Consider the following 26,046-nt stretch of genomic DNA (forward strand, 5'->3'; position numbering starts at 1 on the left):
GGCCGGTTGGCTACGTTCGGATGGGATAACCGCTGAAAGCATCTAAGCGGGAAGCCCCCTCCAAGATAAGGATTCCATGAAGCCTCCGGGCTTCTGAAGACCCCATGCAGAACACATGGTCGATAGACCGGACGTGGACACCCCGCAAGGGGCGGAGCCGACCGGCACTAATGGTCGAGGACAACACAACACCCACCCCCATGAGGGGTGGCGGCATCAACCCCTACTGCGCATCCTGCCTGCGGCAATGAACACGGACGGCCACAGGCGATCGACAACGGAACACGCGTCCACCATCCGGTCCCCGAACCACCAGAAGACCCCATGCCCTTCGCATGAAGGGGATGGATGAAATTGAAGATTCGCGGCGGTCATGGCCTGGGGGAGACGCCCGGTCCCATTCCGAACCCGGAAGCTAAGACCCAGCACGGCAATGGTACTGCACCCGGAAGAGTGTGGGAGAGTAGCACACCGCCGCCATTACACTTGAATATGGGAGACATCCTTGGGGGAACATTCCTGAGGATGCCTCCCTTTTTCATATTCGGCTCAGACCAATGCTTGGCTGTTCCTGTCCTCCTGCACAAAGCCGTGAGGGAAACAATCAAACGCAGTTGGGCTGAATACCAAAGGTCGCCTTTCGCTTGCGCTGTCTGCGATTTGAACCTAGAGAGCACTGATGTCAAAACCGTCGCCCACTTTGCTGCCTGTCGTTTCTGGTTCAGGACATCTAGAATGAAAAGCAGCCGAATCAGGCGCACAAATACGGATACGAAGAAAGCGGATAAGCATGGGCAAAATAATCATTCTTGTAGGGGCCACCGGCAGGGTTGGTGCATTGACCTGCGAGGACCTGGTCAAAGCCGGCCACGAAGTGGTCGCTTGCGCACGAGGGGCCTCGAAGATTCACGCCAGGCAGCAGGTGGAGCCCGTGACCTTGGATCTGCATGACCCGCTCTCCCAGGTAACCGACGCATTCCGCAGGACGCATGCGGATGCCGTTGTCTTCACTGCAGGCTCACGCGGCAAGGACATCAACCAGATCGACGCTTTGGGAGCCATGAAGACCATAGAGGCCGCCAAGGCGGTCGGCATCACCAGGTACGTCATGCTGGGAGCCATGTATGCAGCAGACTGGCTGCGCTGGGAGCAGCCCCAGGTCAAACCTGCCATCGACGCCCTCGCCGACTACTACGTGACCAAGAACATGGCCGACCAGTACCTGATCGGCTCAGGACTGGATTACACCATCATCGAGCCAGGCAGTCTGACCGAACAGACCGGCACAGGAGCCATCCAGGTAGAGCCGGACGGCCCTGGACCCATACCGATCCCCGACGTGGCACAATGCCTGGCCGACTGCGTCGACCTCCCACAGACCACAGGCAGGATCTACAACATCATTGGGGGAGGCACACCAATCAAACAGGCCCTGACCGCAGAGCAGTGACAACACCAACCGACCAAGCCCCCACAAGAAGCTTTTGCCGCGAGACTATGGCGTGTCTGTACAGCAACGGTGATGGTACCTTGGTTGCATTGCTTGTTGGTTCTTGCTGTTGATCGCGCGCTGGTGCATTGCGTCCCAGTGACCTTTATGAAGGTGGGGTTGGCGTGGGGACTGGGCGCAACCGAAGGAGGTCGTTAATGAACATCACCAATTTCCGGGATCTGGGTGGCATTCGGACAATCCACGGCCGCCGGGTCCGCCCCTATAAGTTCATCCGATCAGGACAGCTGGTCGGCCTGGACGAAGATACGAAGAGGGAACTGGTCGACCGCTACCGGGTGACGCAGGTCGTGGACTTCCGCCGGCCATTTGAGAGACAGGAAAGTCCGGACGACAAGATCGATGGTGTGACCTTTACCAACATTGATTTGCTGGAGCAAAGTGGTACCAACGGCGCCAGCTTGGACGATTTCGCCTCGCTGGGTTTAGCGGATCAGGTCAACGGCCACATGTTGAATGTCTACCATGACCTGGTCATGAGCCCTGCGGCCCAGCAGGGTTATGGGAAGTTCCTGCGCATCGTTGTAGGCAACACCCAGGGGGCTACGCTCTTCCACTGCTTTGCCGGCAAGGACAGGACCGGGTTCGCCGCGGCCCTGGTGCTCTGGCTGCTGGAGGTGGACGACGACCGGATATTCGCGGACTACCTGAAGACCAACCAGGAGAGGGTCGCGGCCAACAATCAGCTGCTGGACCAATTCCGCGCCAAGGGCTTCGACCAGGATTCACTGGACGCACTAGAGATTGCGCTCTGCGTCAAGAAAGAATACCTGGCCCATGCCCAACAGACCATGATCGACGCCTATGGTGATGTCTTCGCCTATGCACGTCAGGCCCTAGGGTTCGGACCGGACCAGGTGGAGGCCCTGCGCAGCAACCTGTTGGAATAACCGCGCAAGGCTGGAGGTGGCTGGGACGGGTAGACTCGAGCTTAGACGTCAATTACGAGGAGGACATTGTGCGATACATGAATTTAGGACGGTCGGGATTCCGGGCCTCCCGTGTGGCCCTGGGGGTCATGCGGATCGATCAGAAGAGCCGTGAGGAAGCGCGGACCATTGTGGAGACGGCCATGAATGCGGGCGTGGACTTCTTCGACACAGCCGATTGCTACCATGCAGGGGCCAGTAGCCGTGCCTTGGGACAAGCTTTGAAGGATCTGAGCGTAGACCGGGACAGTGTGGGCATCCAGACCAAGTTCGGTATCTTCCGCAACCCTGACAGCGATCAGATCACCCGCTATGACTTCTCCAAGGATCATCTGCTGAAGGCCCTGGATGAGGAGCTGGTCAACCTGCAGACCGACCATGTCGACTTCGTGCTGCTGCACCGGCCCGACACCCTGGTTGACCTGGACGATCTGGCTGAAGCCTTCAATGAACTGCAGTCCAGCGGGAAGGTTCGGCACTTCGGCGTCAGCAATGTCAACCCCATGCAGGTGGAGCTGCTGCAGAGCTCGGTAAGCCAGCGCCTGGAGGTCAACCAGCTGCAATTCGGACTGGGACACACTGGCATGGTCGACCAGGAGATTCACGTCAATATGGGCGATGATCCCAGCCTGGACCATGATGGCGGTCTTCTGGCCTATTCGCGGCTCAAGTCCATGACCATTCAGGCCTGGAGCCCCTTCCAGACCGGATACTTCGACGGGGTCTTCCTGGACAATCCACGCTATCCCGAACTCAATGCCGAGCTGGACAAACTGGCCAAGCAGCACGGGGTGTCCAAGAGTGCAATCGCAGTGGCCTGGATTCTGCGGCATCCCGCCGGCATACAGGTGCTCCTGGGATCCATGAACCCTGAACGCATCACCCAGATGGCCGCTGGTGCGGATGTGGATCTGACTGCCCAGGAATGGTACGACCTCTACCTGAGCGCCGGTCATGACCTGCCCTGATTCCTGCTGTAGGGCCGTTCACGTCCGCCCGTTTTCTGCCCGGTTCTACCCGCTTCAGGTTATGAAGGATTGCGCCCCGCCGTCTGATCTCGCATCAATGTTCTTGCGTCATCTGGCAGGGCCAGCCTGGTCGGGCATCGGGCGCCATGAGTGCAAAAGAAGTGCAGAGGGATAGTCAGATCGAGGATGGTCGGATCGGTTTCGAGGTAGTCGTACGCTGTCATGCATTATTTCACCCCACGACGTTGCGCTGCTACGTCCAAGATCATGTATCACGATCGGGCCAAAGCCCAGCAGGCCGCCGACCGCAGCATGGTCGAACGCGACGTTCTTCTATGGGTCTACCGCTGTGATTACTGCGGAAGCTGGCATCTGACCAGCCATGAGCCGGGCTCCTACCAGCGTATGAGGGCGGTCTCGCGAGCTTCGAAACCACACAGCCGCAAACGTGGGTACAAGCCTCGTCGCAGGTGAGGCAGTCATCGCCTCTGCAGCCCATGCGCGCTTGATGTTACCGAGTCGATCCTGATTGTTTCTGACGGCCCCAGGCAGCAAGATCGGATTCCGTCGATCTCGCTGCCTGGGGCCAATCCGTCTCTGTCTATTCGCCTAAGGCTGGTGAACTTGGCTGTTGAACTTATCTGCTGATTCCTACGGTTTGTCTGGCTTGCAGGAATTTCGTCGCCTAGCAGGCCGGGTCGAAGCCCTGCCGGCGGATTGAATCCAGCATGGGTTCATGGCCGGAGGCAGGGTTACGAACCTTGTCAGCCATTATGGCGCTGAATGAGCGGTGGGGATCGTCCATGTGCCGGATGTCGCGATAATAGCGGGTAACCGTCTGGTCGAAGTCTGCCAGGGCATCCTTCATGTCTGCATCATCATCGGCCCGCTGATAGGTGTTGGTAAAGATTTGCGCCTGACGAGGCATCCTTGGCTTGGGATCCGGATCCTGGGCCGGGTGTCCGATGGCAAGACCCAGCACCGGATAGACCAGTTTGGGTAGTTTCAGCAAATCGATCAATTTGTTCGTGTCATTGATGACGCTGCCCAGAATGACTCCGCCCAGGCCCAGCGCGTTGGCGGCGGTCTCCATGGCGTGCAGGGCCAGGACCGCATCGTTCTGCGATTGCAGGAAGACATAACCGGTGTTGAGCAGGGTGGTATCCGGGTCCAGATCATCGGCGAATCGCCGGACCAGGTCGGCATTGCGGCGCTGGTCTGCCAGGAAGATGTAGAGCAACGGGGCTTCGGCGACATAGCGCTGATGGGCCATATCGGCAATGGCAAGTGCCTCATCATGATCCGTGACCCTGATGGCCGACCATTCGTGGAAGTAGCGGCTGGTCGCAGCATGTTGGGCCGCCTGCTCCAGCAGGGCGATGGTCTGGTCGTCAACCGGTTCGTCGGTGAATCCGCGGATGGAGCGTCGCTCAAGCAAGGTCCGTATGGTGGGATTGTCGGCCAGATTTGCGGCCGGGGTTTTCTGTGAATTTGATAAGGTCATTTTGACATTCTGGCCGCCAACGCCTGCCAATGCAAGACCTTGTCGTCAAAATCACGCAATCAGCGTTATCAGGCCCATCCTGGTGTCAGTCAGCATCCTGTGCTTTCAGCGCTGATGGCGGCGATCGATCAGAGCCTGGGAACCACGCTCGAACAGGCCGGAGACCAGGGCAGTGACGGCTGCCGACAGAACGCCGAAGAGTAGGCCGGCGGTAGCGCTCTCCTGTTCCTCTTCGGGGTTGTCCATGCCTCCGTTGCGCTTGCGGACCAGTCCGCTCCAGAAAGACTGGAAGAGTTTGCCCGCCAGCAGTGCGGCGATGCTGGGAAGCGCAAACTTGATCAGCTTGTCTGTCAGCGAGTCCGGGTCCGATTCAATCGAGTTGCGCATGTCATTCACCTTGCCATCTACCTGATGAAGCATGCCGACCACTTGGTCGGCCATTCCGCCAGATTCCCGTCCTGAGTCCGTCATAGGTCCATTATCCCACACGCATGGGGTTAAAATACCATGCATGGATACTGTGAAAAACGCGGCGGGCAATGATGCCTCGGCTGAGAGTGAGGGCTACGCCGTGTTGTTACGGCATGGTCAGACTATTTGGAGCAAAACAGGGCAATATACGGGACGCACTGATATTCCCTTGACTGACCAAGGACGTGAACAGGCCAGAGAGGCCGGTCGGCGGCTGGCCAAAGCCTTTCCCGAGGGGTTTGACGCCGGCTGTGTTTTTTCCAGTCCCCTGCAACGTGCCAGGCAGACAGCCGAGCTGGCCGGCTTTCCTGATCCGACACCGATGGATGAGATTCTGGAGTGGGATTATGGTCCGGCCGAAGGGCATCGTCCTCAAGATGTGGTGGCTGGTCTCGGCCGCGACTGGAAACTGTGGGTCGACGGCCCACAGGCCCTGGGCATCAATGAACTGACCGGTGACCGGGTGGTCGTGCTGCCTTCGGGCAACCGTGTTCCAGTGCACGTGACCCGCGGTGAAAGTCTGGATCAGGTGGCCGCTCGTGCGCGAGAGATAGTCCGATGGCTTGAACCCCAGGTATGCGCGGGGCGGCATGTGCTCCTGGTGGCACACGCCCATATTCTGCGCATCCTGACCACGCAGTGGCTAGCCTTAGATCCAAGCAAGGCCCAGTTGCTCAGGATGAATACGGCGCATTACGGTGTTCTCGGCATCTACCAGGGTGAACGTGTGCTCAGGCAGTGGAATGTGTGAGTCATTATCCGAATGGAACTTTATCGAACATTGAATGCTTCCGGTGTGTTGTCCAGATAGATGCGGTGTGTACAGAACCCGATAAGCTTGTCAGTGCGAGGGCATGTCATCGATGGGCGGGGACGAAAGACAGGTCGGACGTCGCTATCGACCGGTATCATTGCAACTTCAACGATTCAATGATATGAGTATGCTGATGCATCCACTGATGTTTCGGCTGTTGTGACGATTGAGCCCTATGACCGCACAGGATCATTAGGATGGACTGGGATGGTTACATTGCAAGATGTCGCACACGCGGCAGGGGTGTCGATCGCGACCGCTTCGTGGGCTGTCAATGACAATAAGGATGTCAGAATTCCTGAGGAGACCAGGAAGCGCGTAAGGCGTATAGCGAAGAGCATGGGGTACAGAAGAAACGCCCTGGCAAGCGGCTTGGCGCGCGGGCGGTCCGACTCAATCGGATTCATCAGTGATGGTGTTGCTACTTCTCCGTTTGCAGGTCAGGTCATCCGCGGTGCTCAGGATGAGGCTTGGCGCAATGGCAAAATACTGTTGGTGGTCGATACCAACGGCGATTCGCGTATAGAGCACAGCGCGCTTTCATTCATGCTGGAGAGGCAGGTTGAAGGCATTGTCTATTCCAGTTGGGTGCATCACGAAGTAGTCCCTCCTAAAGAATTAAGGCAGGTCAATTCGGTTCTGGTAAATTGCTATGACCGTGACAGTACATACCCGGCAGTCGTGCCAGATGAGGTACAGGGTGGTTTGACCGCAACCAATCTGCTCATTGCTGCGGGTCATAAACGGATAGCGTTCATCAATCAGTCGGAATCTTCACCTGCTTCGGTTGGGCGTTTGCGGGGATATCGTCAGGCATTGGAACAGGCGCAGATTTCCTTCGACCCCTCCTTGGTGATTCTTGCCAAGGCCGATCAAGAGGGTGGGTATGGAGCGGTGGACGCGCTGATGAAGACAGGGGCTACTGCGGTATTCTGCCATAACGATAGAACGGCCATGGGCCTGTACGACGCTTTGAGGGAGCGTGGAGTGCGTGTTCCCGATCATCTTTCGGTCGTTGGGTTCGACAACCAGGAAGTGATTGCGGCCCACCTTCATCCTGGCCTGACAACTGTGGCTCTTCCCCAATACGATCTCGGTGTACTTGGAGTGCGCATGCTGCTTGAGCCGTCGTCGGACAGGAAACACTCAAAGGATGCGGAAAGTGCCCCCGCTGTAAGACCGGGACCCCAGGATTTGCAGGAATATCAGCCGGTGCATGTCTCTTGCCCCTCAGTGGTCAGGCGCTCTATTGCCGTGCCGGCGCGCTGACGGTTTTACTTAATAAGTAGGCCTTGCGCTCAGCAACACATCCGCCTGCGACAGGCTGGACCGTGATTTGACAAAAACAGGGAAGCAGCTATTCTGGATAGTGCTTAAGCGATTAAACAAGGGAGAATAATCGCAGATTCATCGATCACGGCTGATCGAAACGACAAGAACAGATTGGATTGACTCAGTGAACACGCTATACTATCAAGCCCCGGGATATTGGGTGGGGGATTGTATGCCTTTCGGCGAGGGCGACACCTTTTACATCTTCCACCAACGCGACGATAGGGATCCTGAGCCGTTAGGAAAGCCGTTCGGGTGGTCCCTGGTTACGACAAAGGACTTCATCCATTATGAAGACCATGGCGTGGTAATCCCACACGGTGGTGAGCGTGATCAGGATCAGTTCATTTATGCCGGCTCTGTTTGCAAAGTCGATGATCGCTACCACATCATTTACACCGGCTACAACAGAAATATCGAGAACGAAGGAGGGCTTTCTCAGGTTCCGATGCATGCTGTCAGCAGCGACCTGTATCACTGGCAAAAGGTGGGCGAACCATTGCCCTTCCTGCCTCAAGATGGGTATGACCCTTCTGATTGGAGAGATCCTTGGGTGACCAGGGATGATGAGCAAGACCGGTATCTGGTTTTGTTGGGTGCTCGACAGCCTGGTCCAAAGACAAAACGAACCGGCAGGACAGTATGCTTTTCATCGCCGGATTTCATGAACTGGAAATTCGAGGGCGATTTTTGGGCCCCGGACTTGTATACGATGCACGAGATGCCGGACCTGTTCAAAATGGGAGACTGGTGGTATCACATAGTCACCGAGTACAGCGACAGACACGGGATGACCTATAGGATGTCGAGGAGCTTGAACGGGCCTTGGCTACAGCCGCCGGACGACGGTCTGGAAGGAAGCGCATATTATGCCGCACGAACCTTCGCCTTGAACGGCCATCGTATCCTGTTCGGCTGGGTTGGGACCAAGGAAGGGGATCAGGACACTGGCAATTATGAATGGGGCGGCACATTCGTGCCTCATGAAATCTTCCAGCGGCCGGATCATACTTTAGGCGTTAAGCCAGTCAATACGCTCTGGGACGGTTTCATCGATCGGAAGCCCGTCGATGACTTTGCCGTGCAAGGTGACGATGGCAGAGTGCAACATAGGATCGCCGACCATCTTGGCAGTCCTTTTGCCTTTGAAGCCGATGTCAGATTCGCCCCTTCCACTCGCTCCTTCGGGATCGTCTTGGAGGAGGATCCGGATACCGAAGCAGGCTATCAGTTCCTTTGCAAGGTTGACGACAACCGATGCACGTTTGAGGGAAGTCCGAACTATCCTTGGTTTAACACCATGAATATAGGCCTGACCAGACCTGTGCGCCTGGATGCAGACAGTGCTCATCATTTGCAAGTCGTTGTGGACGATACGATTGCCACCTTATACATTGACGGGGTGGCTTTGAGCACCAGAATGTATCGGTCCGGCGGTGGATCCGTCGGCATGTTCGTAACCGACGGCTCCCTCACACTCTCGAATGCTTGGATATCAAATACGGTAAGGAGATGATAGTTGTAAAACAATAAAGGCGTTATGCGATGACGGGGAACATCGTTGAGGCTGACAGCAATTGCTTAAGCGCTTATGCTAGGCATACATACAGGATGTGATGATGAGTCAAGGCTTCCAATGGAGGAAGGCATGAATACAGTCAGGAAAACGACGGCCGTAATCGCAGCCGCGGTACTCACGATGGGTGTTCTCTCGGGTTGTGGAGGAACAGGGGCTAGTAGCAGCTCGCAAGGTCGGGTCTACTACATGAATCAGAAAGGCGAAAACAATGAACAGTTCGTTCAGTTAGGAAAGCTGTTCACTAAGGATACGGGCATACCATTCGATATTACGACTGCTTCCCCAGGCAATTATGAGCAAACCCTGAAAAGCGAACTCGCCAAGACCAATGCGCCGACGCTTATCGGCCTGGACAACAATGACTTTCCCAACTGGGTGGATTATTGCGATGATCTTTCCGGAACGCGCATGTACAAGGATCTGCAAAACCGTGACTATGTGCTCAAAGATGGCGATACGGTCAAGGCTATTCCTTTTGTGCTTGACCGGTACGGCATCATCTACAATCGTGCGATTCTGAAAAAATACTTTGCCGCGGACTGGGCGAGCATTCACTCCGAACAGGAAGTCCGAGGATTTGATGCTCTCAAGAAGATGGTCGAAGAGATTCAGGCTCATAAAAGCGATCTAGGCATCAAAGGAGCATTCACCTCTGCTGGATTCGAGGCCAGTTCACGGCCTAGGTACGGCGACATGTTGCCGCATATACCGGTGTTTTACGAATATCGAGATCAGAACACGACGGTGATTCCTTCAAAGGTATCGGGCAAGTATGTGCCTAATCTCAAGAAGATATTCGATTTGATGATCAAAAACGAGACGGTTGCGCCAACACAGCTTTCAGGCGCGACCCTGGACGATGCTATTTCGGAATTTGCGCTTGGTGATGCGGCTTTCATCGAGATGGGATCATGGGCGTATCCACAGCTGCGCGGCAAGAAAGTCTCGGATAAGGATATGGGCGTTTTCCCGCTGTATATGGGAATCCCAGGTGAGGAAAACTCCGGGTTAACGATCAGCTCCAACTATTTCGCCATTAACAGCAAAGCCTCGCAAAAAGATAAAGACGCTACCAAGAAGTTTCTGGACTGGATGCTCGATAACGATGGAGCCAGAAAAATCGTCACTGACACCATGGGCTTCGAGACTCCTTTCAAATCCTATGCCAAGGCGGGTTTCAAAACGAAGAATCCCATACTGCGTGCCAATGATGTTTATGCCAAGCGGAACTGCTATGACTTGGTCATCCGCCCGCTTCCCACGGCTCAATGGGCTTTGACCATGGCCGATGCGATGTTGGAATACGCCCAGGGGACTGGGCCATGGTCCAAGGTTGAATCGTCCTTCGTCGACGGGTGGACATCCGAGTACAACACGGTTCACAAGTCGTGAGGGAAGCTTGACCGCGCCGTAATCGGAGTGGAACCGGCGCGGTTGTGCATGAGTAAAGGATATACACGGTACGCATGCCGCGCGAACCCGGGGAAGTATGTTCGGCGGTATGCGCACCGGTATGGATGATTCATTGGATTCTGTCTCGGAGGTTGATAATGATATCGATGGCTGGCAAGACGATTTCCCGTTGGTGGGCCTTGTTCGTCTTGCCTACGTTTGTGGCATTCGTGATTGGATTCGTCATCCCCTTCATATTGGGGATTTGGCTGAGTCTATGTCGTTTCACGACTATCGCAGATGCCAATTTCATAGGAACGAAAAACTACGCTGCAGCCATATCGGATCCTGAATTCTGGCATGCTTTGTGGTACACGGCCTTGTTTACAGTGGTCACTACGGTAATCGTCAATGTGTGTGCCTTCGCGATCGCCAGTCTGCTAACGAAGGCGATAAGGGGAGCGAATCTTTTCCGGTCGATCTTCTTCATGCCCAATTTAATAGGTGGCATCGTGCTCGGCTATATCTGGATGCTGTTGCTCAACGGTGTCCTCCAGCATTGGGGTAAGTCCATCACCTTTTCAGGTACGTACGGATTCTGGGGAATGGTATTGCTGATGTGCTGGCAGCAGATTGGTTACATGATGATTATCTACATCGCCGGGTTGCAGACCCTGCCCGGTGATGTCATCGAAGCTGCATCGGTTGATGGAGCCAGCGGCGCCCAGACCCTGTTCCATATCACCATTCCACTGATGATGCCATCAATAACCGTTTGTACGTTTTTGTCGATCACCAATGGCTTTAAAATGTTTGACCAGAATTTGGCTCTGACCAATGGAGCACCGTCCAATTCTTCAGAACTGGTTGCGTTGAACATTTATAGGACATTTTACGGACGGGCTGGGTTCGAGGGAGCAGGCCAGGCCAAGGCGGTTATTTTCTTCGTCATCGTGGCCCTTGTCGCTATCCTGCAGAACAGGCTTACCGCTCGCAAGGAGGTAACCGCATGAGTGCCAAGGCCAAACATTCAGGCTGGTGGACACTGTTCTTCACACTGGTGTGCCTACTGTGGGTATTCCCGATAGTGCTGGTTGGTATCAATTCCTTCAAGGACAAAGTCTATATCACTCATGATGCCTTCTCCATTCCGCTGGGCGACATGTTCGCGGGCCTCGACAATTACCGAAAGGGCATTGAACAGACCAACTTCTTTGCCAGTTTTGGATGGACGGTAGTGGTAACGGTAGGATCTGTCGCACTGATTCTGCTATGCACCTCGATGTGTGCCTGGTGGATCGTCCGGGTGAACAATCGTACGGCAAAATCGCTTTATCTGGTCTTCCTCTTCAACATGATCGTTCCCTTCCAGATGGTGATGTTCACCCTGTCCAAGATGGCCGACATCATAGGGCTCAACACGCCTTGGGGACTGTGGATCATATATCTTGGGTTCGGCTCCGGACTTCCGGTGTTCATATTCACCGGAGTGGTCAAGGGAATCCCCCAAGAGCTGGAGGAGTCGGCCATGATTGACGGGGCGAGTGTCCCCAGGACCTTTTTTGAGATTGTTGTGCCCATCATGAAACCCTCCATAGTGTCAGTGGCGATTCTGGAAGCCATGGGAATCTGGAATGACTTCCTGCTGCCCTACTTGACTTTGGATCTGCGAAAATATCGGACCATCAGCATTGCAGTGCAATATCTCAAAGGCGGTTACGGGACTGTCGATATGGGAGCGATGATGGGCTGTCTTGTCATGGCTATCATTCCCATAGTCATTTTTTATGTAATCTGTCAGAAGTACATCATCAGTGGAGTATTGGCTGGTGCTGTAAAGGGCTGAAACTGCAATTCCTCCATGGTCCCTGGGCTGCTTTCTTAGGCCCGGGGACCATTTTCATTCCTCCGACAGGCTGTTTGGCTAGCCTGGTTGCAATACCGCGGACGGTATGTGCTGAGCAGGAGCCTCAGTCTGCCTGTCTGCATCATCGGAGGATTTTGTGAAAGTAGAGCTGATTTTGAATTGCAAACGGTGTCATTAATGTATGTCATCTCTTCGTCTCTAAGACTTGCCGCAGATTGAAGGATAGTTACTGTTTCTCCAGTGATTGTAAAGGCTGAGTAATGATTTGCAGGCAGACAAGTTTCTTATTATGATAACGTGTGCAATACAAGTAGCCGCTTGGCGCTATGCCATTGATGGCGATTCGGTGTTGGTAATGGCCTTTCCGGGCAAGGACGGGGAAGGCCACTGTCAAAGCAGACCGGGCCGAGGCGAGGTTTGGCATCAATGGCGAGAATGGAGGAACTGCCCAATGACGGAATTGACTGAGCCAAGAGCATCAATATCAGCAGCCGAGTTTGCTGAGGGGGTTCGCAAACGACTGGTTCAACGCTGGGGAGTCGATGAGGCTGCAGCATCGCCGGTTCAGATTTATCAAGCAGCTTCTCAGCTGGTACGCGATCGTATGGCGCCATCTTGGAAGTGCAGCAATCGACGCATGGCCGAAGGCACGACCAGGACTGTGGGCTACTTGAGCGCAGAGTATCTGCTGGGGCGGCAATTGCCCAATGCTCTTCTGGACGCAGGGATGACTGATCAATTTAATGAAGCCATGCGGGAATTGGGTTTTGACCCCGATGACGTCATCGAAGCAGAGCATGAGCCCGGTTTGGGCAACGGCGGATTGGGCAGACTGGCAGCCTGCTTTATGGATTCTTTGGCCTCGCTTGATCTGCCGGCCATCGGGTATGGTATTCGGTACCGCTATGGCATATTCGAGCAGGTCTTCGACGCAAATGGCAGACAGTCGGAAAAACCCGATGACTGGTTGTCTGCCGGCGATGCCTGGGGATATCGACAGACGGAGAGAGCGCAAAGGGTTGCTTTTGGAGGTCAGGTTACGGAACAGGGCGGCCATAGGGTTTGGCACCCGGCCTGGTCGGTTCAGGCGGTTCCTTATGACTATCCGATTCCTGGTTATGCATCTGGGCGTATAAATACGCTTCGTCTCTGGCAGTCTGAAGCATTGGATGGCTTTGATCTGCAACGCTTCAACCAGTCAGACTATGGCGGTGCGGTACAGGCTCAGGTGCGAGCGAATACCATCAGCGCGATCCTTTATCCCGAGGATTCCAATACAGACGGCAAGCGTCTCAGATTGGAGCAGCAGTATTTCTTTGTCGCTGCATCCTTGGCCGATGCCATAGCGACCTTCTACCATGGTCAGGCTCATCCTGATCTGAGTGCTCTGCCTGATCATATTTGTTTCCAGTTGAACGATACGCATCCGGTCATCGGGATCGCCGAACTGATGCGCATCCTTTTGGATGACTTCGGCTATGAATGGGCACAGGCATGGGAGATCACACAGAGGACTTTCAACTATACCTGCCATACGCTCTTGCCAGAGGCTTTGGAGGAGTGGCCGCGCTCGCTTTTTGTGGAATTGTTGCCCAGGCATATGGAGATCATCGAGCGCATCGATGCTGATTTTGTCAGATATTTGAGGGACGAACAGGTTGACCAGGAGCGGATTGATGCCATGCGTATCATCACGCGAGGCGAGGATCCTACAATTCGCATGGCTTATCTGGCTACGGTTGGATCCACCAAGGTCAACGGTGTTGCACAGCTGCATTCCAGACTTCTGCAAGAGGTCACGCTCAGGGACTTTCACACCGTTTATCCTGGCAAGTTCACCAACGTAACCAATGGAGTGACTCCTAGACGCTTCATGAGACTGGCAAATCCGCGGCTCTCGGATCTGATTACGGAGGGTTTGGGGACTGATTCTTGGGTTGCCGACCTTTCCAAACTGTCTGGTTTGGAACCGCTGGCCGATGATGACGGCTTCGTGGCGCGCTTCATGCACGTCAAGGATGACAATAAAAGGGATTTTGCTCTCTACGCTCAACGACGGTATGGCTTCAGCCCCGACCCTTCAACCATGTTCGATGTCATGGTCAAGCGCCTGCATGAGTACAAGCGGCAGTCATTGAAGATACTGGCGGTCATTGCTGATTACTCCGATATAATCGCCGGAGGATCCGACAATCATCGGGCGCAGCCAAGAACGGTTATTTTCGGTGCAAAAGCCGCCCCTGGTTATGCCATGGCCAAGCTGACCATCCAGCTGATCAACAATGTGGCCAGAGTCATCAATGCGGATCCACGGACCGATGGATTGCTTAAGGTGTATTTCCCGGCAAACTACAACATCAGCATGGCGGAACACCTGATTCCCGCCACGGACCTTGATGAGCAGATTTCGCAGGCCGGCAAGGAGGCCAGCGGGACAAGCAACATGAAATTCGCGCTGAATGGGGCTCTGACTGTCGGAACTTTGGACGGGGCAAATGTGGAGATACGCGAGAAGGTGGGTGCAGAGAACTTCTTTGCTTTCGGGCTGAACGTGGATCAGGTGCATGCTTTGGATGCTGAGGGATATGCTCCTATGGCATATTATGACAAGGATGCTCGTCTGAGAGCTGCTATTGATATGGTGGCATCAGGAGCCTTTTCGCATGGTGATCGTGATACTTATCGCAAGCTTGTCCAGGATTGGCTGAAGCACGATCAATTCATGGTCATGGCTGACTTCGGAGCCTACATGGATGCTCAGCGCAGGATTGACCAAGCATACAGACAGCCCGATCAGTGGGCTCGCAAAGCCATACTCAATATCGCCCGATGCGGCTCTTTCAGTTCCGATCGGGCGGTAGAGGATTATCTGACCCGGATTTGGATGCCAGGAACACGCAGATAAGCGGGGCCTGACGATTGCAGGAAGGTCACCGGGGAGGTTTGGTTGTATCCCTGAGGATCAGGTGCGTGGGGAACATTTGGTAAAGTTCCCCCGCATCCTTTCCTGTGATCAGGCTGAGTATCTTGTCTGCTGCCGCCCTGCCCATGGCGTAAGGATCCTGTTGTATGGTGGTCAGTCCGATTGCGTCGCTGTAGGTGCTGTCGTCAAAACCTATAACGGATAGATCGTCAGGGACTTCTCGGCCATAGCGATGAAGACGGTAAAGAATTGGTATAGCCAATTCATCAGTTTGGAAGCATACAGCTGTCGGCGCTGGTTCCAGTGCCAGGAGTTGGGACAAGGCTGAGTTGTAGACATCTTGCCCGAGAGGACATTGTATGGCAGTGGCCTCATCCTGAATGTCCGCCTTGCGACAGGCATCCATAAAGCCTTCAAGCCGCTCGTCAGCCCTATAGCGGAAGGGTGAACCGTGCCCTGCCCTAATGAATGCTATTCGTCGATGGCCTAGGCCGATCAGATGGTTGACAGCCAGACGCATGGAGTCGCGGTCGTCGATATAAACGGCTGCGTCAAATTCCTTGATGGCTGGGATGTTGATGCCTACGATAGGCACATCCATGTTCCCCAGCCTGGCGATTTCATCCGGCTCTATGTTGAATGAGCAAACCACTACCGCGTCTGCGTTCCGACGAACTGGCAAATCGGAAAAAAACCGGCTGCGTGCTTCAAAGGTATTCATTGTATAAATGGAGATATCGTAGCCTGATTGTTGAAGAACATCATTGAGGCCCGCGAAGACATGGCTGTTGAACCATTTGGTCACACTGTCGCTTATGAGCATGGCAATGCGCATGGATTGTCCTGACTTCAGCGCTGCTGCCGATCTTGATATGCTAAAGTCCAACTGACGGGCAATTGTGAGGACTTTGGCGCGGGTTTTCGCGGAAACCAGCTGTGGACGAGTGAAAGACCGGGATACGGTGGAGACTGATACGCCGGCTTTCCTGGCAACGTCCTGGATGGTGGATTTCAATGGGTGCCTCCGATTGCCGAAGAGGAGACGTCCGCTGGGGATGCCGTTATGGTGCAGCACCTCATTCGAATCCTCCTCCATGATCCAGTTCGATGTGACGGAGCCTGCCCTCGTATCTGATAGATAACGATAGCAATTTCCTTCTTCATCTACTTCATCTTTATTATAGAACCTGGGATGCAGATCTAATCCGTCGCAGATGTTATATCCGGGAAGTAGCGCGTTTGCAGTCTTTATATAGGTTTTGAAATCGATCGCACGAATGCTGTTGATGCCACCGTGTGAAAGGCTGACGCATTGATGACAACGATTGAATTATAGAGAATCCTGAGTCTTGTGGGCTTAAAAGAGTCATGTTGAGCCGAATCATAGAACGGACATGTCGATGAAATGACTTAGCAAATCGCATTCCGCCATCCCTCATTGCTATCGTTTGCATTTTTCCGTTTTTTGTGGACAATAGAAGTAGGTCGAATTTCAGTTCGGTACGAGTCGCTGGCTGGACACAAGTGACAGCGAGGAATTCGACTGAACAAGAAAGAAAGGTTCGATGATGAATCATACGATAACCAAGGGAATTGGTCTATTGGCGGCTCTGACTTTGTCCGTCGGAGCCTTGGGCGCCTGCGGATCGGCTCAATCGGCTGATGGTGGTAAGACAGCCGCTGGCAAGGTCTTCTTCCTGAATTTCAAACCAGAAGCAGCGGACCAGTGGAAAGCGATCGCTGAAGAATATACCAAGGAAACCGGCGTCAAGGTTGATGTGCAAACGGCGGCCTCCAATACATACGAACAGACGCTGAAGTCGGAGATGGCCAAATCGCAGGCTCCGACCTTATTCCAGGTGAATGGGCCCGTGGGCCTAGCCAGTTGGAAGTCTTATACGGCAGACATGTCCAAAAGCGAAGTGTATCGTCAACTGACCAATCAAGACCTGGCGCTCAAGTCGGATGACGGTCAGCAGGTCCTGGGAGTTCCTTATGCCATGGAGACCTATGGGCTGATTTATAACAAGGACATCATGGGCAAGTACATGAAGTTGTCTGATGCCAAGGTCAAGTCCGTAAAGGATATAAATTCATTTGACAAGCTCAAGGCGGTTGCTGATGGCATTCAGCAGCACAAGGATGAGCTTGGCGTCAAGGGTGCCTTTACCTCGGCAGGGTTCGACTCTAGCTCCGATTGGCGCTTCAAGACGCATTTGGCCAATATCCCTCTCTATTACGAACTCAAGGAAGATAAGATCACCACTCAGCCAGAATCCGTCAAGGGAACTTATTTGCCTCAATTCAAGCAAATCTTCGATCTTTATCTGAAGGATTCCACCACTGATCCCAAGCAGCTGAGCTCCAAGACCGGCGATGACGCCAATTCGGAATTTGCTCTTGGAGAGGCCGCTCTATATCAGAATGGAACCTGGGCATGGACTGATTTGGAGAAAGCAGGTATGTCCAAGGATCAGATCGGCATGATGCCCATCTACATCGGCGCTCCCGGCGAGAAGGATCAGGGACTGGCGACAGGTTCGGAGAATTACTGGTGCATCAACAAGAAGGCCTCCAAGGATGATCAGCGGGCGACGGAGAAATTCCTGGCTTGGATGATAACGTCCGAAAAGGGCAAGAAAGCCATGAGCAGCGATATGGGCTTTACCACCCCCTTCAAGAGCTTCGACGATGTAAAATCCGACAATCCTCTTGTTGAGGAGGCAGTCAAAGACTCCAAGTCCGGTAAGACCCAGGTTAGCTGGAACTTCACCATGATGCCCTCCGAGCAGTGGAAGAATGACCTGGGCAACGCCCTTCTGGAGTACGCGCAGGGCACCGGCAGCTGGGATAAGGTCAAGTCGGCGTTCGTAGACAATTGGGCTAAGGAGTATCAGGTCAATCGTCAGGCCTGATATTTAGAGCGTCGGCTCTTCCATTCTGCTTGCTGAGATGAGCAGCTGCCCGTCATGGACTTGTCCGAATTTGTGAGGAATGGTCATGGCGGGCTTGGATGGAGCCGGGGAAGGAATGGATGACCCATGGTAGTCAGATCGATACGGCGTTGGTGGGTCCTTTTTACCGTGCCCACAGTGGTGGCCTTCATAGTCGGATTTATTGTCCCCTTTCTTATGGGTGTGTGGCTGAGCCTGTGTCGTTTTACGACAGTGACTGATGCACGATTCATCGGGTTAGCCAATTACCGTGCAGCGCTGGCCGACGGGGAATTCTGGCATGCTTTGGTCTATACCGTCGCCTTTACCATAGTGACGACTGTTGTTGTCAACGTAGCTGGATTCGCGGTGGCCTACATGCTGACAAAGGCGATCCGAGGGGCGAATGTGTTTCGCTCTGTCTTTTTCATGCCGAACCTGATCGGCGGCATCGTTCTTGGATACATTTGGCTGCTGCTGCTCAACGGCGTGCTCTCCCGATGGGGCCGATCCATCACTTACTCGGGAATGTACGGATTCTGGGGAATGGTGCTCCTGTACTGCTGGCAGCAAATCGGATACATGATGATTATCTATATTGCCGGCCTGCAGGCTCTTCCCGGTGATGTGCTGGAAGCCGCCTCGGTCGATGGTGCCAATAGCCGGCAAAGGCTGATGATGATCACGCTACCCCTGATGATGCCGTCGATAACTGTGTGCACTTTCCTGACAGTGACCAACGGCTTCAAGATGTTCGATCAGAACCTGGCATTGACCAATGGCGCGCCTTCGAACACCTCTGAGCTCCTGGCGCTGAACATTTACCGGACGTTTTATGGCAGGACCGGGTTTGAGGGCGTCGGGCAGGCGAAGGCAGTGGTGTTCTTCGTTATCGTGGCGCTGATTGCGCTGATACAGAACCGGCTTACCACCAGCAAGGAGGTAACGGCATGAGTGAGAAAACCAAAAGATCCGGCTTATGGAGCGTCTTTTTCACTCTGGTATCCATACTGTGGGTGTTCCCTCTGGTGCTGGTGCTGGTCAATTCCTTCAAAAACAAGGCATATATATCGCGCAATGCCTTCTCGATACCTGTAGGCAGGGCATTCGTTGGTTTGGAGAATTACCGGCGTGGCATCGAGCGGACCGACTTGATTGCCAGCTTCGGATGGACGGTGCTCATTACGGTTGGATCGGTGCTGCTGATTCTGCTCTGCACCTCCATGTGCGCATGGTGGATCGTCCGCGTCGATAATTGGGCGGCCAGAACCTTGTATGTCCTGTTCCTGTTCAACATGGTCGTGCCCTTCCAGATGGTCATGTTTACGCTGTCCAAGCTGGCGGACATGCTGGGGCTTAACACACCTTGGGGATTGTGCCTTGTCTATCTTGGATTCGGCGCTGGTCTGGCTGTTTTCATTTTCACTGGCGTCATCAAGGGCATACCCCGGGAGCTGGAGGAGTCAGCCATGATTGATGGAGCAAGTATTCCACGTACTTTCTTTGGAATCGTGGTGCCAATCATGCGGCCCTCGATTGTATCAGTGGCCATCCTCGAGGCTATGTGGATATGGAATGACTTCCTCTTGCCCTATTTGACCTTGGACATGCGCAGGTTCAAAACGATGAGCATAGCCATTCAGTATCTAAAAGGCGGTTATGGCAGTGTGGATATGGGTGCCATGATGGGATGCCTGGTGTTGGCAATCATCCCGATTGTTATCTTCTATCTGATTTGCCAGAAGTACATAATCAAAGGTGTGCTTGCCGGAGCAGTGAAGGGGTAGGCCGATGTTTCAGACACGGGGGCCTGCCCGGATCTTCTTCCCTGGCGGGCTCCCGTGCTGAGCATCATTGCATGGAGGTTTGATGGGTTTTCTCTCTCCCGATTCAGGGTTGATGCGCGGATTGTCGGATCTGGCGGATGCCATCTGGATCAACATGCTCATGCTGGTTACGGGCCTGCCCTTGGTTACCATTGGTGCGGCTTTGTCGGCAGGACATTATGCCGCTCGAAGGTCCCTCCAGGGACGAGGCCATGTGACTGCCGATTTTTTCCATGCCTTTCGAGTGGAATTTGTGCAGTCCACGTGCATATGGCTGATATTGTGCCCGATTGGCTGCCTGCTGATATGCGGATGGCTCCTGGTGCGCGTACCCCTCTTGCTGATACCCGGATTCGCCTTGGGGCTGCTATGGGCCATCGTCTTCGAATGGGTCTGGTCGCTGCAAGCCGGTTTTGAAAATACTGTTCTGCGGACCATGCTGAACGCACTGGTCATCGGCGTTGTCAATTGGCCGCGCACAGCGGCTTTGGCCGTCATGGACTTGGCATATTTACTGCTTTTGGCCGTCTGCTGGTTCCACCTTCCCCAGGGGCTTTTCCTTCTCGTGGTTCTAGGGTATGGAACACTTGTCATGCTCCATACGCCGATCCAGAAACCCACCCTTGACAGGTATCGGACCGGCAATTCGCAATAGACATAAGCATGTATACGATTCCATCAAATTGACTCGGATGTAAATGAAAAGGCGATGCAATGCTGATTAAGGAATGACAACGATTGCAAGAATAATCTTGGTGGCTGTTGAACCTCGTGCGATTGCTCCCGGTATTCGACTTGCTGCCAAAGTAAGCAAAGGAGATCAACTATGTCACGGGGCGATGGTCCGGGGGTAATGCCATTGGAATGCCAGGAAGGCACACGTTGCGCAGGGTGGAATGAGGTCAAATCATGAGTGCGAAAGCATTGCAGTCATTGCCGGACACTACGGGCGCACTGGCACGTCTTGCCGCTTTGTGCGGTGTTGCTGCTGAATATGAGGATCAGCAAGGCGAATTGCAGCATATAGATGACGATGTGCTCGTCAGAGTGCTGGGGGCAATGGGTGTTCCAGCCAAGGACGATGCGCAGATCGGTCTATCGCTGAAGCGCATACTTCGTGAACAGAATGAACAGTTGTGTCCGCCGACCATCGTGCAGACCGTGGGCAATGCTGTCAGGGTGCCACTTCGTGCATCTGCAGGTTCCGTGCGAGTTTCGTTGAGACTCGAGGACGGAACGGATCAATCATCGTCGCTGGCGATCACGTCGGGAGGCGGCCCGGATGACGGTCGACCCCTCTTTCTGGTTTTGGATGGCAGGATTCCGATTGGGTACCACAAGCTCACCGTATCGGACGGCGTGCGGAGCGCGGTGTCGACGGTGATTGCTGCGCCGGGACATATTGATCTGCCGGCTGCGGTTGCTGAGCATCCACGATGGGGCTGGATGGTTCAGCTGTATTCGGTGCGCTCGCCGCAATCCTGGGGTGTCGGCGATTTCGGTGATTTACGTAGGCTTCTTGTGGATGCCGCTGATAAGACCAAGGCCGATTTCATGTTGATAAATCCTATTCATGCCGCCGAGCCAGTGCCTCCAATGACGCCTTCGCCGTATTTTCCATCCTCTCGTGTGTTTATCAATCCCCTCTATATCCGACCTGAGCTGATCGACGAATATCAGAATCTGCCGCCAAGGGATAAGCAACGTATCCACACGCTCCTGAAGCAGGTATCTATGGATGATGCCGATCCTGACGTAATTGACAGGGATCATAGCTGGAAGTGCAAAGAGGCAGCCTTGCGGATCATCTATGGCGAGGGTGAGCTGAGTCAGGAACGTGCTGGACAGCTGGAACAGTTCATTGATTCCGGTGGTGCTGAGCTCAAGGACTTCGCCTTGTGGTGCCTGGCATACCAATGTTGGGGCAGGCCTGATTCTGGATCCGACTCATGGTTCCATAGATTCGGCCCGGATTCCATCGCTGTCAGGAACCTGTTGCAGGAGCATCATGACGACTTCGATTTCTACGTCTGGATGCAATGGGTTGCTGATCAACAGCTGGATCGGGCGCAGAGGGCTGCCCGGGATGCCGGCATGGCTATTGGTCTGATGGAAGACATGGCTGTCGGTGTCAATCCTCTTGGAGCCGATGTCTGGACTCATCCGGAATCCTATGCATCCGGTGCTACGGTGGGCGCCCCGCCAGATGCTTTCAATCAGCAGGGGCAGAATTGGATGCAGCCGCCGCTTGATCCGATGAGTTTGCAGCGGACCGGGTTTTCGGCCTATAGGCAATTGGTCCATGCCATGTTTGCTCATTGCGGGGCCGTCCGCATCGATCATGCCTTGGGCTTGTTCCGACTCTGGTGGATTCCTGACGGGTTGCCTGCGAGCAAGGGAGCCTATGTGTCCTATGATCAGGATGCCATGCTGGCGGTCTGGGCCATTGAGGCGACTCGTTCCGGAGGGATGGTCATCGGGGAGGATCTGGGTGTCGTCCCACGTTACGCTTCTCAGGCTCTGGCTGAACGTGGCATTCTGGGCACCGTCATTGAGTGGTTTGAACAGCAAGATGGACGGTTTGCGGATCCGGCACAGTACCGCCAGTGTGCGTTGGCGGCCGTGACCACGCATGATCTGCCGCCAACGGCTGGATATCTTCGTTATGAACATGTGCGACTCAGAGAGAAACTGCACCTGCTGAACACGTCGCCTGCCAGTTTTGAACATACTGCCAAGCAGGAGCATGCGGCCATGCTGCACTTTCTGCAGGACCATGGCTGGTTGGATAAAGCAGCTGCCGATGATGAGGACGGCCATATGCAGGAAATCGTGCAGGCTATGCACCGTGCCATCGCCGAGTCCCCCTGCCTGCTCAAGGTCGCCGCGTTGGTTGACGGAGTGGGTGAGGCTCGTTCGCAGAATCAGCCCGGCACGGTCGATGAATATCCCAATTGGCGCGTTCCATTGGCTGATGAACATGGACAAGCAGTGAGTGCTGACAAGGTGTTCGATATGGCCCGTGTTCGCGCACTTGCCGGGATTATGCAGAAAGGGTGAGCCGAACTGCCGCCATCCCGATATTCGCTCATTTGTCAACAGCGTTCTTGGTAACGGGAATAATATTTGCCAGAAGAAGTTGAGTGATGTAGGCTCAAGTTTCGGAGTGGTCATGATGGCTGCTTGCCCGGGACGACGGAAGTCGGCCATCGGGGCCACGAACGAAGCGCGAGCGGAGAACGTGAACGTCGAGGTGCGGGGTCAGACCCTACGCCCCATTTCATCAGGAGGTAACGAGTATGGCACGTGCAGTTGGCATCGATCTGGGAACCACCAATTCCTGCATTGCAACCCTTGAGGGCGGCGAGCCCACGGTAATCGTCAACGCTGAGGGCGCGCGGACCACGCCGTCGGTGGTGGCATTCAGCAAGTCCGGCGAGATTCTGGTCGGCGAAGTGGCCAAGCGCCAGGCGGTCACCAACGTGGACCGGACCATCAGCTCGGTCAAGCGCCACATGGGCACCGACTGGTCCGTCGAGATCGACGGCAAGAAGTGGACCCCGCAGGAGATTTCGGCCCAGATCCTCATGAAGCTCAAGAGGGACGCCGAGTCCTACCTGGGCGAGCCCGTCACCGACGCGGTCATCACCTGCCCTGCATACTTCAACGACGCTCAGCGCCAGGCCACCAAGGATGCCGGCAAGATCGCCGGTCTGAACGTCCTGCGTATCATCAACGAGCCCACCGCTGCAGCTCTGGCCTACGGTCTGGAGAAGGGCAAGGAGGATGAGCGCATCCTGGTCTTCGATCTGGGCGGCGGCACCTTCGATGTCTCCCTGCTGGAGATCGGCAAGGATGACGATGGCTTCTCCACCATCCAGGTCCAGGCCACCAACGGCGACAACAAGCTGGGCGGCGATGACTGGGATCAGAAGATCATCGACTGGCTGGTCAGCGAGGTCAAGAACAAGTACAACGTGGATCTGTCCAAGGACAAGATCGCCCTGCAGCGGCTCAAGGAGGCTGCTGAGCAGGCCAAGAAGGAGCTGAGCTCCTCCTCGTCCACCAGCATTTCCATGCAGTACCTGGCCATGACCCCCGACGGGACCCCAGTCCACCTGGACGAGACCCTGACCCGGGCGCACTTCGAAGAGATGACCTCCGACCTGTTGGGCCGCTGCCGCACGCCCTTCAACAACGTGCTGCACGATGCCGGCATTTCGGTTCAGGACATCGATCATGTGGTGCTGGTCGGCGGCTCCACCCGTATGCCCGCCGTCAAGGACCTGGTCAAGGAACTGACCGGCGGCAAGGAAGCCAACCAGACCGTCAACCCCGATGAGGTTGTGGCTGTCGGCGCTGCCGTGCAGTCCGGCGTCATCAAGGGCGACCGCAAGGACGTGCTGCTGATCGACGTGACCCCGCTTTCCCTGGGCATCGAGACCAAGGGCGGCATCATGACCAAGCTGATCGACCGCAACACCGCCATCCCCACCAAGCGGTCCGAGGTCTTCTCGACCGCCGAGGACAACCAGCCCTCCGTGCTGATCCAGGTCTATCAGGGCGAGCGTGAGTTCGCCCGTGACAACAAGCCCCTGGGGACCTTCGAGTTGACCGGCATCGCTCCGGCTCCGCGTGGCGTTCCTCAGATCGAGGTCACCTTCGACATCGACGCCAACGGCATCGTGCACGTCTCCGCCAAGGACAAGGGCACCGGCAAGGAGCAGTCCATGACCATCACCGGCGGTTCCGCCCTGCCCAAGGACGAGATCGACCGCATGGTCAAGGAGGCCGAGGCCCACGAGGCCGAGGACAAGCAGCGTCGTGAGGATGCCGACACACGCAACGCCGCCGAGTCCGCCGCCTACCAGACCGAGAAGCTGGTCAACGACAACAAGGACAAGATCTCCGACGAGGTGGCCAAGGAGGTCACCGACAAGGTCAACGCTCTGAAAGAGGCTCTGAAGGGCGAGGACATCGACAAGATCAAGAACGCCCAGAGCGAGCTGATGACCTCTGCCCAGAAGATCGGGCAGGCCCTCTACGCCCAGCAGGGCTCCACTGATGGTGCAGGCGCTCAGGGCGCTGCAGGTGCCGCCGGTGCTGCCTCGGGTGCAGGCTCCTCTTCGTCCGCCGATGACGACGTGGTGGATGCAGAGGTCGTGGACGACGACGACAAGAAGAAGGACGGCGAGTGACATGTCGGCCTTAGATAAGGATGATGCCGGGCCGCTGAAGGGCGACCCGGCCGCCGCCGGCGAACCGGGCGGAAACGAGGCCAAGTCCTCTGACGCCGCCTCGGCGCCCGACCAAGAAGCGGCTCGCGGACGTCACGCCGACAAGAGCGCAGCAGACGAGAGCCAGGCGGCCGGCCAGACCTCGCCGGACTCCGCCAAGGACGGGCCGTCAGCAGATGCTCAGGCCGATGACAAGACGGATGCTGACAAGGGATCGGGTGGGCTGACTCCTCTGGGCCAGGCCAAGAAGGAGGCTGCCGATTATCTGGAGGCCCTTCAGCGCGAGCGGGCCGAGTTCGTCAACTTCCGCAACCGCGCCAAGAAGGAGCAGGACATCTTCCGCCAGCACGGCATCGTGGATGTGCTGACCGCCCTTCTCCCGGCCCTTGACGACATCGACCGGATCAAGGAGCATGGGCAGATGGACGACTCCTTCCAAGCCGTGGCCAAGAAGATCGACAAGACCTTCGAGAAGTTCGGCGTTGAGAAGTTCGGTGAAAAAGGCGAAGACTTCGATCCCACCAAGCATGAGGCCATCCTGCACAAGCCGGATCCCGAGGCCAAGAAAGAGACTGTTGACACGGTTGTCGAGGCAGGCTACCGGATCGGCGACCGGGTGATCCGGGCAGCCAGGGTGGTGGTGACCTCGCCCGGGCAGTAGCAGGGACGGTAATTGCGGACCTTCCGCAGGCTGAATCGACGCCTTCGCATGCGGCGGCTGGGTGGGCATGGTCCCGCCCGCCGCCGCATGCGAAGGGGCG

21 protein-coding genes and 2 rRNA genes are annotated in these 26,046 nt (G+C 55.3%); 20 read left to right on the plus strand and 3 right to left on the minus strand.

Annotation, left to right across the window (positions count from 1 at the left end):
• The 6 genes from J3T95_RS06815 to J3T95_RS06840 form a co-directional block, all read left to right on the plus strand.
• Nucleotides 1-190: ribosomal RNA gene (locus tag J3T95_RS06815) — 23S ribosomal RNA — on the plus strand; the annotation flags it as partial.
• 173 nt (nucleotides 191-363) lie between these two features.
• Nucleotides 364-480: ribosomal RNA gene (gene rrf / locus J3T95_RS06820) — 5S ribosomal RNA — on the plus strand.
• 310 nt (nucleotides 481-790) lie between these two features.
• Nucleotides 791-1,450 (plus strand): NAD(P)H-binding protein, encoded by a 660-nt coding sequence (locus J3T95_RS06825; RefSeq protein ID WP_267450888.1) that lies wholly within the window; start codon nucleotides 791-793, stop codon nucleotides 1,448-1,450.
• Nucleotides 1,451-1,647: 197 nt separating this feature from the next.
• On the plus strand, nucleotides 1,648-2,400 hold the full coding sequence (locus J3T95_RS06830; RefSeq protein ID WP_267450889.1) for a tyrosine-protein phosphatase: 753 nt from the start codon (nucleotides 1,648-1,650) through the stop codon (nucleotides 2,398-2,400).
• Between the two features lie 68 nt (nucleotides 2,401-2,468).
• On the plus strand, nucleotides 2,469-3,407 hold the full coding sequence (locus J3T95_RS06835; protein WP_267450890.1) for an aldo/keto reductase: 939 nt from the start codon (nucleotides 2,469-2,471) through the stop codon (nucleotides 3,405-3,407).
• A 222-nt stretch (nucleotides 3,408-3,629) separates the two neighbouring features.
• Nucleotides 3,630-3,881: a hypothetical protein gene (locus tag J3T95_RS06840; RefSeq protein ID WP_045934897.1), complete on the plus strand. Its 252-nt coding sequence runs from the start codon at nucleotides 3,630-3,632 to the stop codon at nucleotides 3,879-3,881.
• A 211-nt stretch (nucleotides 3,882-4,092) separates the two neighbouring features.
• Here the strand turns inward: J3T95_RS06840 and J3T95_RS06845 are convergent, their stop codons facing one another.
• Both J3T95_RS06845 and J3T95_RS06850 read right to left on the minus strand, forming a co-directional pair.
• The gene (locus tag J3T95_RS06845) at nucleotides 4,093-4,911 is read right to left on the minus strand and encodes a nitroreductase family protein (protein ID WP_267450891.1); all 819 of its coding nucleotides are present in this window, start codon (nucleotides 4,909-4,911) and stop codon (nucleotides 4,093-4,095) included.
• 105 nt (nucleotides 4,912-5,016) lie between these two features.
• Nucleotides 5,017-5,382 (minus strand): DUF4235 domain-containing protein, encoded by a 366-nt coding sequence (locus tag J3T95_RS06850; RefSeq protein ID WP_267450892.1) that lies wholly within the window; start codon nucleotides 5,380-5,382, stop codon nucleotides 5,017-5,019.
• 40 nt (nucleotides 5,383-5,422) lie between these two features.
• Between J3T95_RS06850 and J3T95_RS06855 the strand changes: the two genes are divergently transcribed.
• The 7 genes from J3T95_RS06855 to J3T95_RS06885 all read left to right on the plus strand — a co-directional run bounded on the left by J3T95_RS06855 (nucleotide 5,423) and on the right by J3T95_RS06885 (nucleotide 15,271).
• On the plus strand, nucleotides 5,423-6,133 hold the full coding sequence (locus J3T95_RS06855) for a histidine phosphatase family protein (protein ID WP_267450893.1): 711 nt from the start codon (nucleotides 5,423-5,425) through the stop codon (nucleotides 6,131-6,133).
• A 270-nt stretch (nucleotides 6,134-6,403) separates the two neighbouring features.
• Nucleotides 6,404-7,465, plus strand: a complete 1,062-nt coding sequence (locus J3T95_RS06860; protein ID WP_267450894.1) for a LacI family DNA-binding transcriptional regulator — start codon at nucleotides 6,404-6,406, stop codon at nucleotides 7,463-7,465.
• Between the two features lie 235 nt (nucleotides 7,466-7,700).
• Entirely contained in the window at nucleotides 7,701-9,044 is a 1,344-nt protein-coding gene (locus J3T95_RS06865) for a glycosyl hydrolase family 32 (RefSeq protein ID WP_267450895.1), read from the plus strand.
• Between the two features lie 132 nt (nucleotides 9,045-9,176).
• On the plus strand, nucleotides 9,177-10,499 hold the full coding sequence (locus tag J3T95_RS06870; RefSeq protein ID WP_052690643.1) for an ABC transporter substrate-binding protein: 1,323 nt from the start codon (nucleotides 9,177-9,179) through the stop codon (nucleotides 10,497-10,499).
• A 158-nt stretch (nucleotides 10,500-10,657) separates the two neighbouring features.
• Nucleotides 10,658-11,512 (plus strand): carbohydrate ABC transporter permease, encoded by an 855-nt coding sequence (locus J3T95_RS06875; RefSeq protein ID WP_045934904.1) that lies wholly within the window; start codon nucleotides 10,658-10,660, stop codon nucleotides 11,510-11,512.
• Nucleotides 11,509-12,345 (plus strand): carbohydrate ABC transporter permease, encoded by an 837-nt coding sequence (locus tag J3T95_RS06880; RefSeq protein ID WP_045934905.1) that lies wholly within the window; start codon nucleotides 11,509-11,511, stop codon nucleotides 12,343-12,345. Before J3T95_RS06875 ends, J3T95_RS06880 begins: the two co-directional genes overlap by 4 nt.
• A gap of 472 nt (nucleotides 12,346-12,817) precedes the next feature.
• Nucleotides 12,818-15,271, plus strand: coding sequence for a glycogen/starch/alpha-glucan phosphorylase (locus J3T95_RS06885; RefSeq protein WP_267450896.1), 2,454 nt, complete (start codon nucleotides 12,818-12,820; stop codon nucleotides 15,269-15,271).
• Between the two features lie 25 nt (nucleotides 15,272-15,296).
• Here the strand turns inward: J3T95_RS06885 and J3T95_RS06890 are convergent, their stop codons facing one another.
• A complete protein-coding gene (locus J3T95_RS06890; RefSeq protein WP_045935962.1) occupies nucleotides 15,297-16,304 on the minus strand; it encodes a LacI family DNA-binding transcriptional regulator in 1,008 nt (335 codons plus the stop codon).
• A 550-nt stretch (nucleotides 16,305-16,854) separates the two neighbouring features.
• On the opposite strand from J3T95_RS06890, the gene J3T95_RS06895 reads away from it, so the two are divergent.
• From J3T95_RS06895 to grpE, 7 genes are all read left to right on the plus strand, one after another.
• Entirely contained in the window at nucleotides 16,855-18,204 is a 1,350-nt protein-coding gene (locus J3T95_RS06895; protein WP_267450897.1) for an ABC transporter substrate-binding protein, read from the plus strand.
• A gap of 126 nt (nucleotides 18,205-18,330) precedes the next feature.
• On the plus strand, nucleotides 18,331-19,176 hold the full coding sequence (locus tag J3T95_RS06900) for a carbohydrate ABC transporter permease (RefSeq protein WP_198187644.1): 846 nt from the start codon (nucleotides 18,331-18,333) through the stop codon (nucleotides 19,174-19,176).
• Complete coding sequence (locus J3T95_RS06905; RefSeq protein WP_267450898.1) at nucleotides 19,173-20,009, plus strand: carbohydrate ABC transporter permease; 837 nt, start codon at nucleotides 19,173-19,175, stop codon at nucleotides 20,007-20,009. Before J3T95_RS06900 ends, J3T95_RS06905 begins: the two co-directional genes overlap by 4 nt.
• A gap of 82 nt (nucleotides 20,010-20,091) precedes the next feature.
• The gene (locus J3T95_RS06910) at nucleotides 20,092-20,703 is read left to right on the plus strand and encodes a YesL family protein (RefSeq protein ID WP_045934910.1); all 612 of its coding nucleotides are present in this window, start codon (nucleotides 20,092-20,094) and stop codon (nucleotides 20,701-20,703) included.
• A 254-nt stretch (nucleotides 20,704-20,957) separates the two neighbouring features.
• Entirely contained in the window at nucleotides 20,958-23,108 is a 2,151-nt protein-coding gene (gene malQ / locus J3T95_RS06915; RefSeq protein ID WP_267450899.1) for a 4-alpha-glucanotransferase, read from the plus strand.
• A gap of 239 nt (nucleotides 23,109-23,347) precedes the next feature.
• The gene (gene dnaK, locus J3T95_RS06920; RefSeq protein WP_220236695.1) at nucleotides 23,348-25,246 is read left to right on the plus strand and encodes a molecular chaperone DnaK; all 1,899 of its coding nucleotides are present in this window, start codon (nucleotides 23,348-23,350) and stop codon (nucleotides 25,244-25,246) included.
• A gap of 1 nt (nucleotide 25,247) precedes the next feature.
• Nucleotides 25,248-25,946 (plus strand): nucleotide exchange factor GrpE, encoded by a 699-nt coding sequence (gene grpE, locus J3T95_RS06925; RefSeq protein WP_267450900.1) that lies wholly within the window; start codon nucleotides 25,248-25,250, stop codon nucleotides 25,944-25,946.
• Nucleotides 25,947-26,046: the final 100 nt, after the last annotated feature.

The sequence above is a fragment of the Bifidobacterium sp. B4079 genome, assembly GCF_026537385.1.
Lineage (GTDB): Bacteria > Actinomycetota > Actinomycetes > Actinomycetales > Bifidobacteriaceae > Bombiscardovia > Bombiscardovia asteroides_I.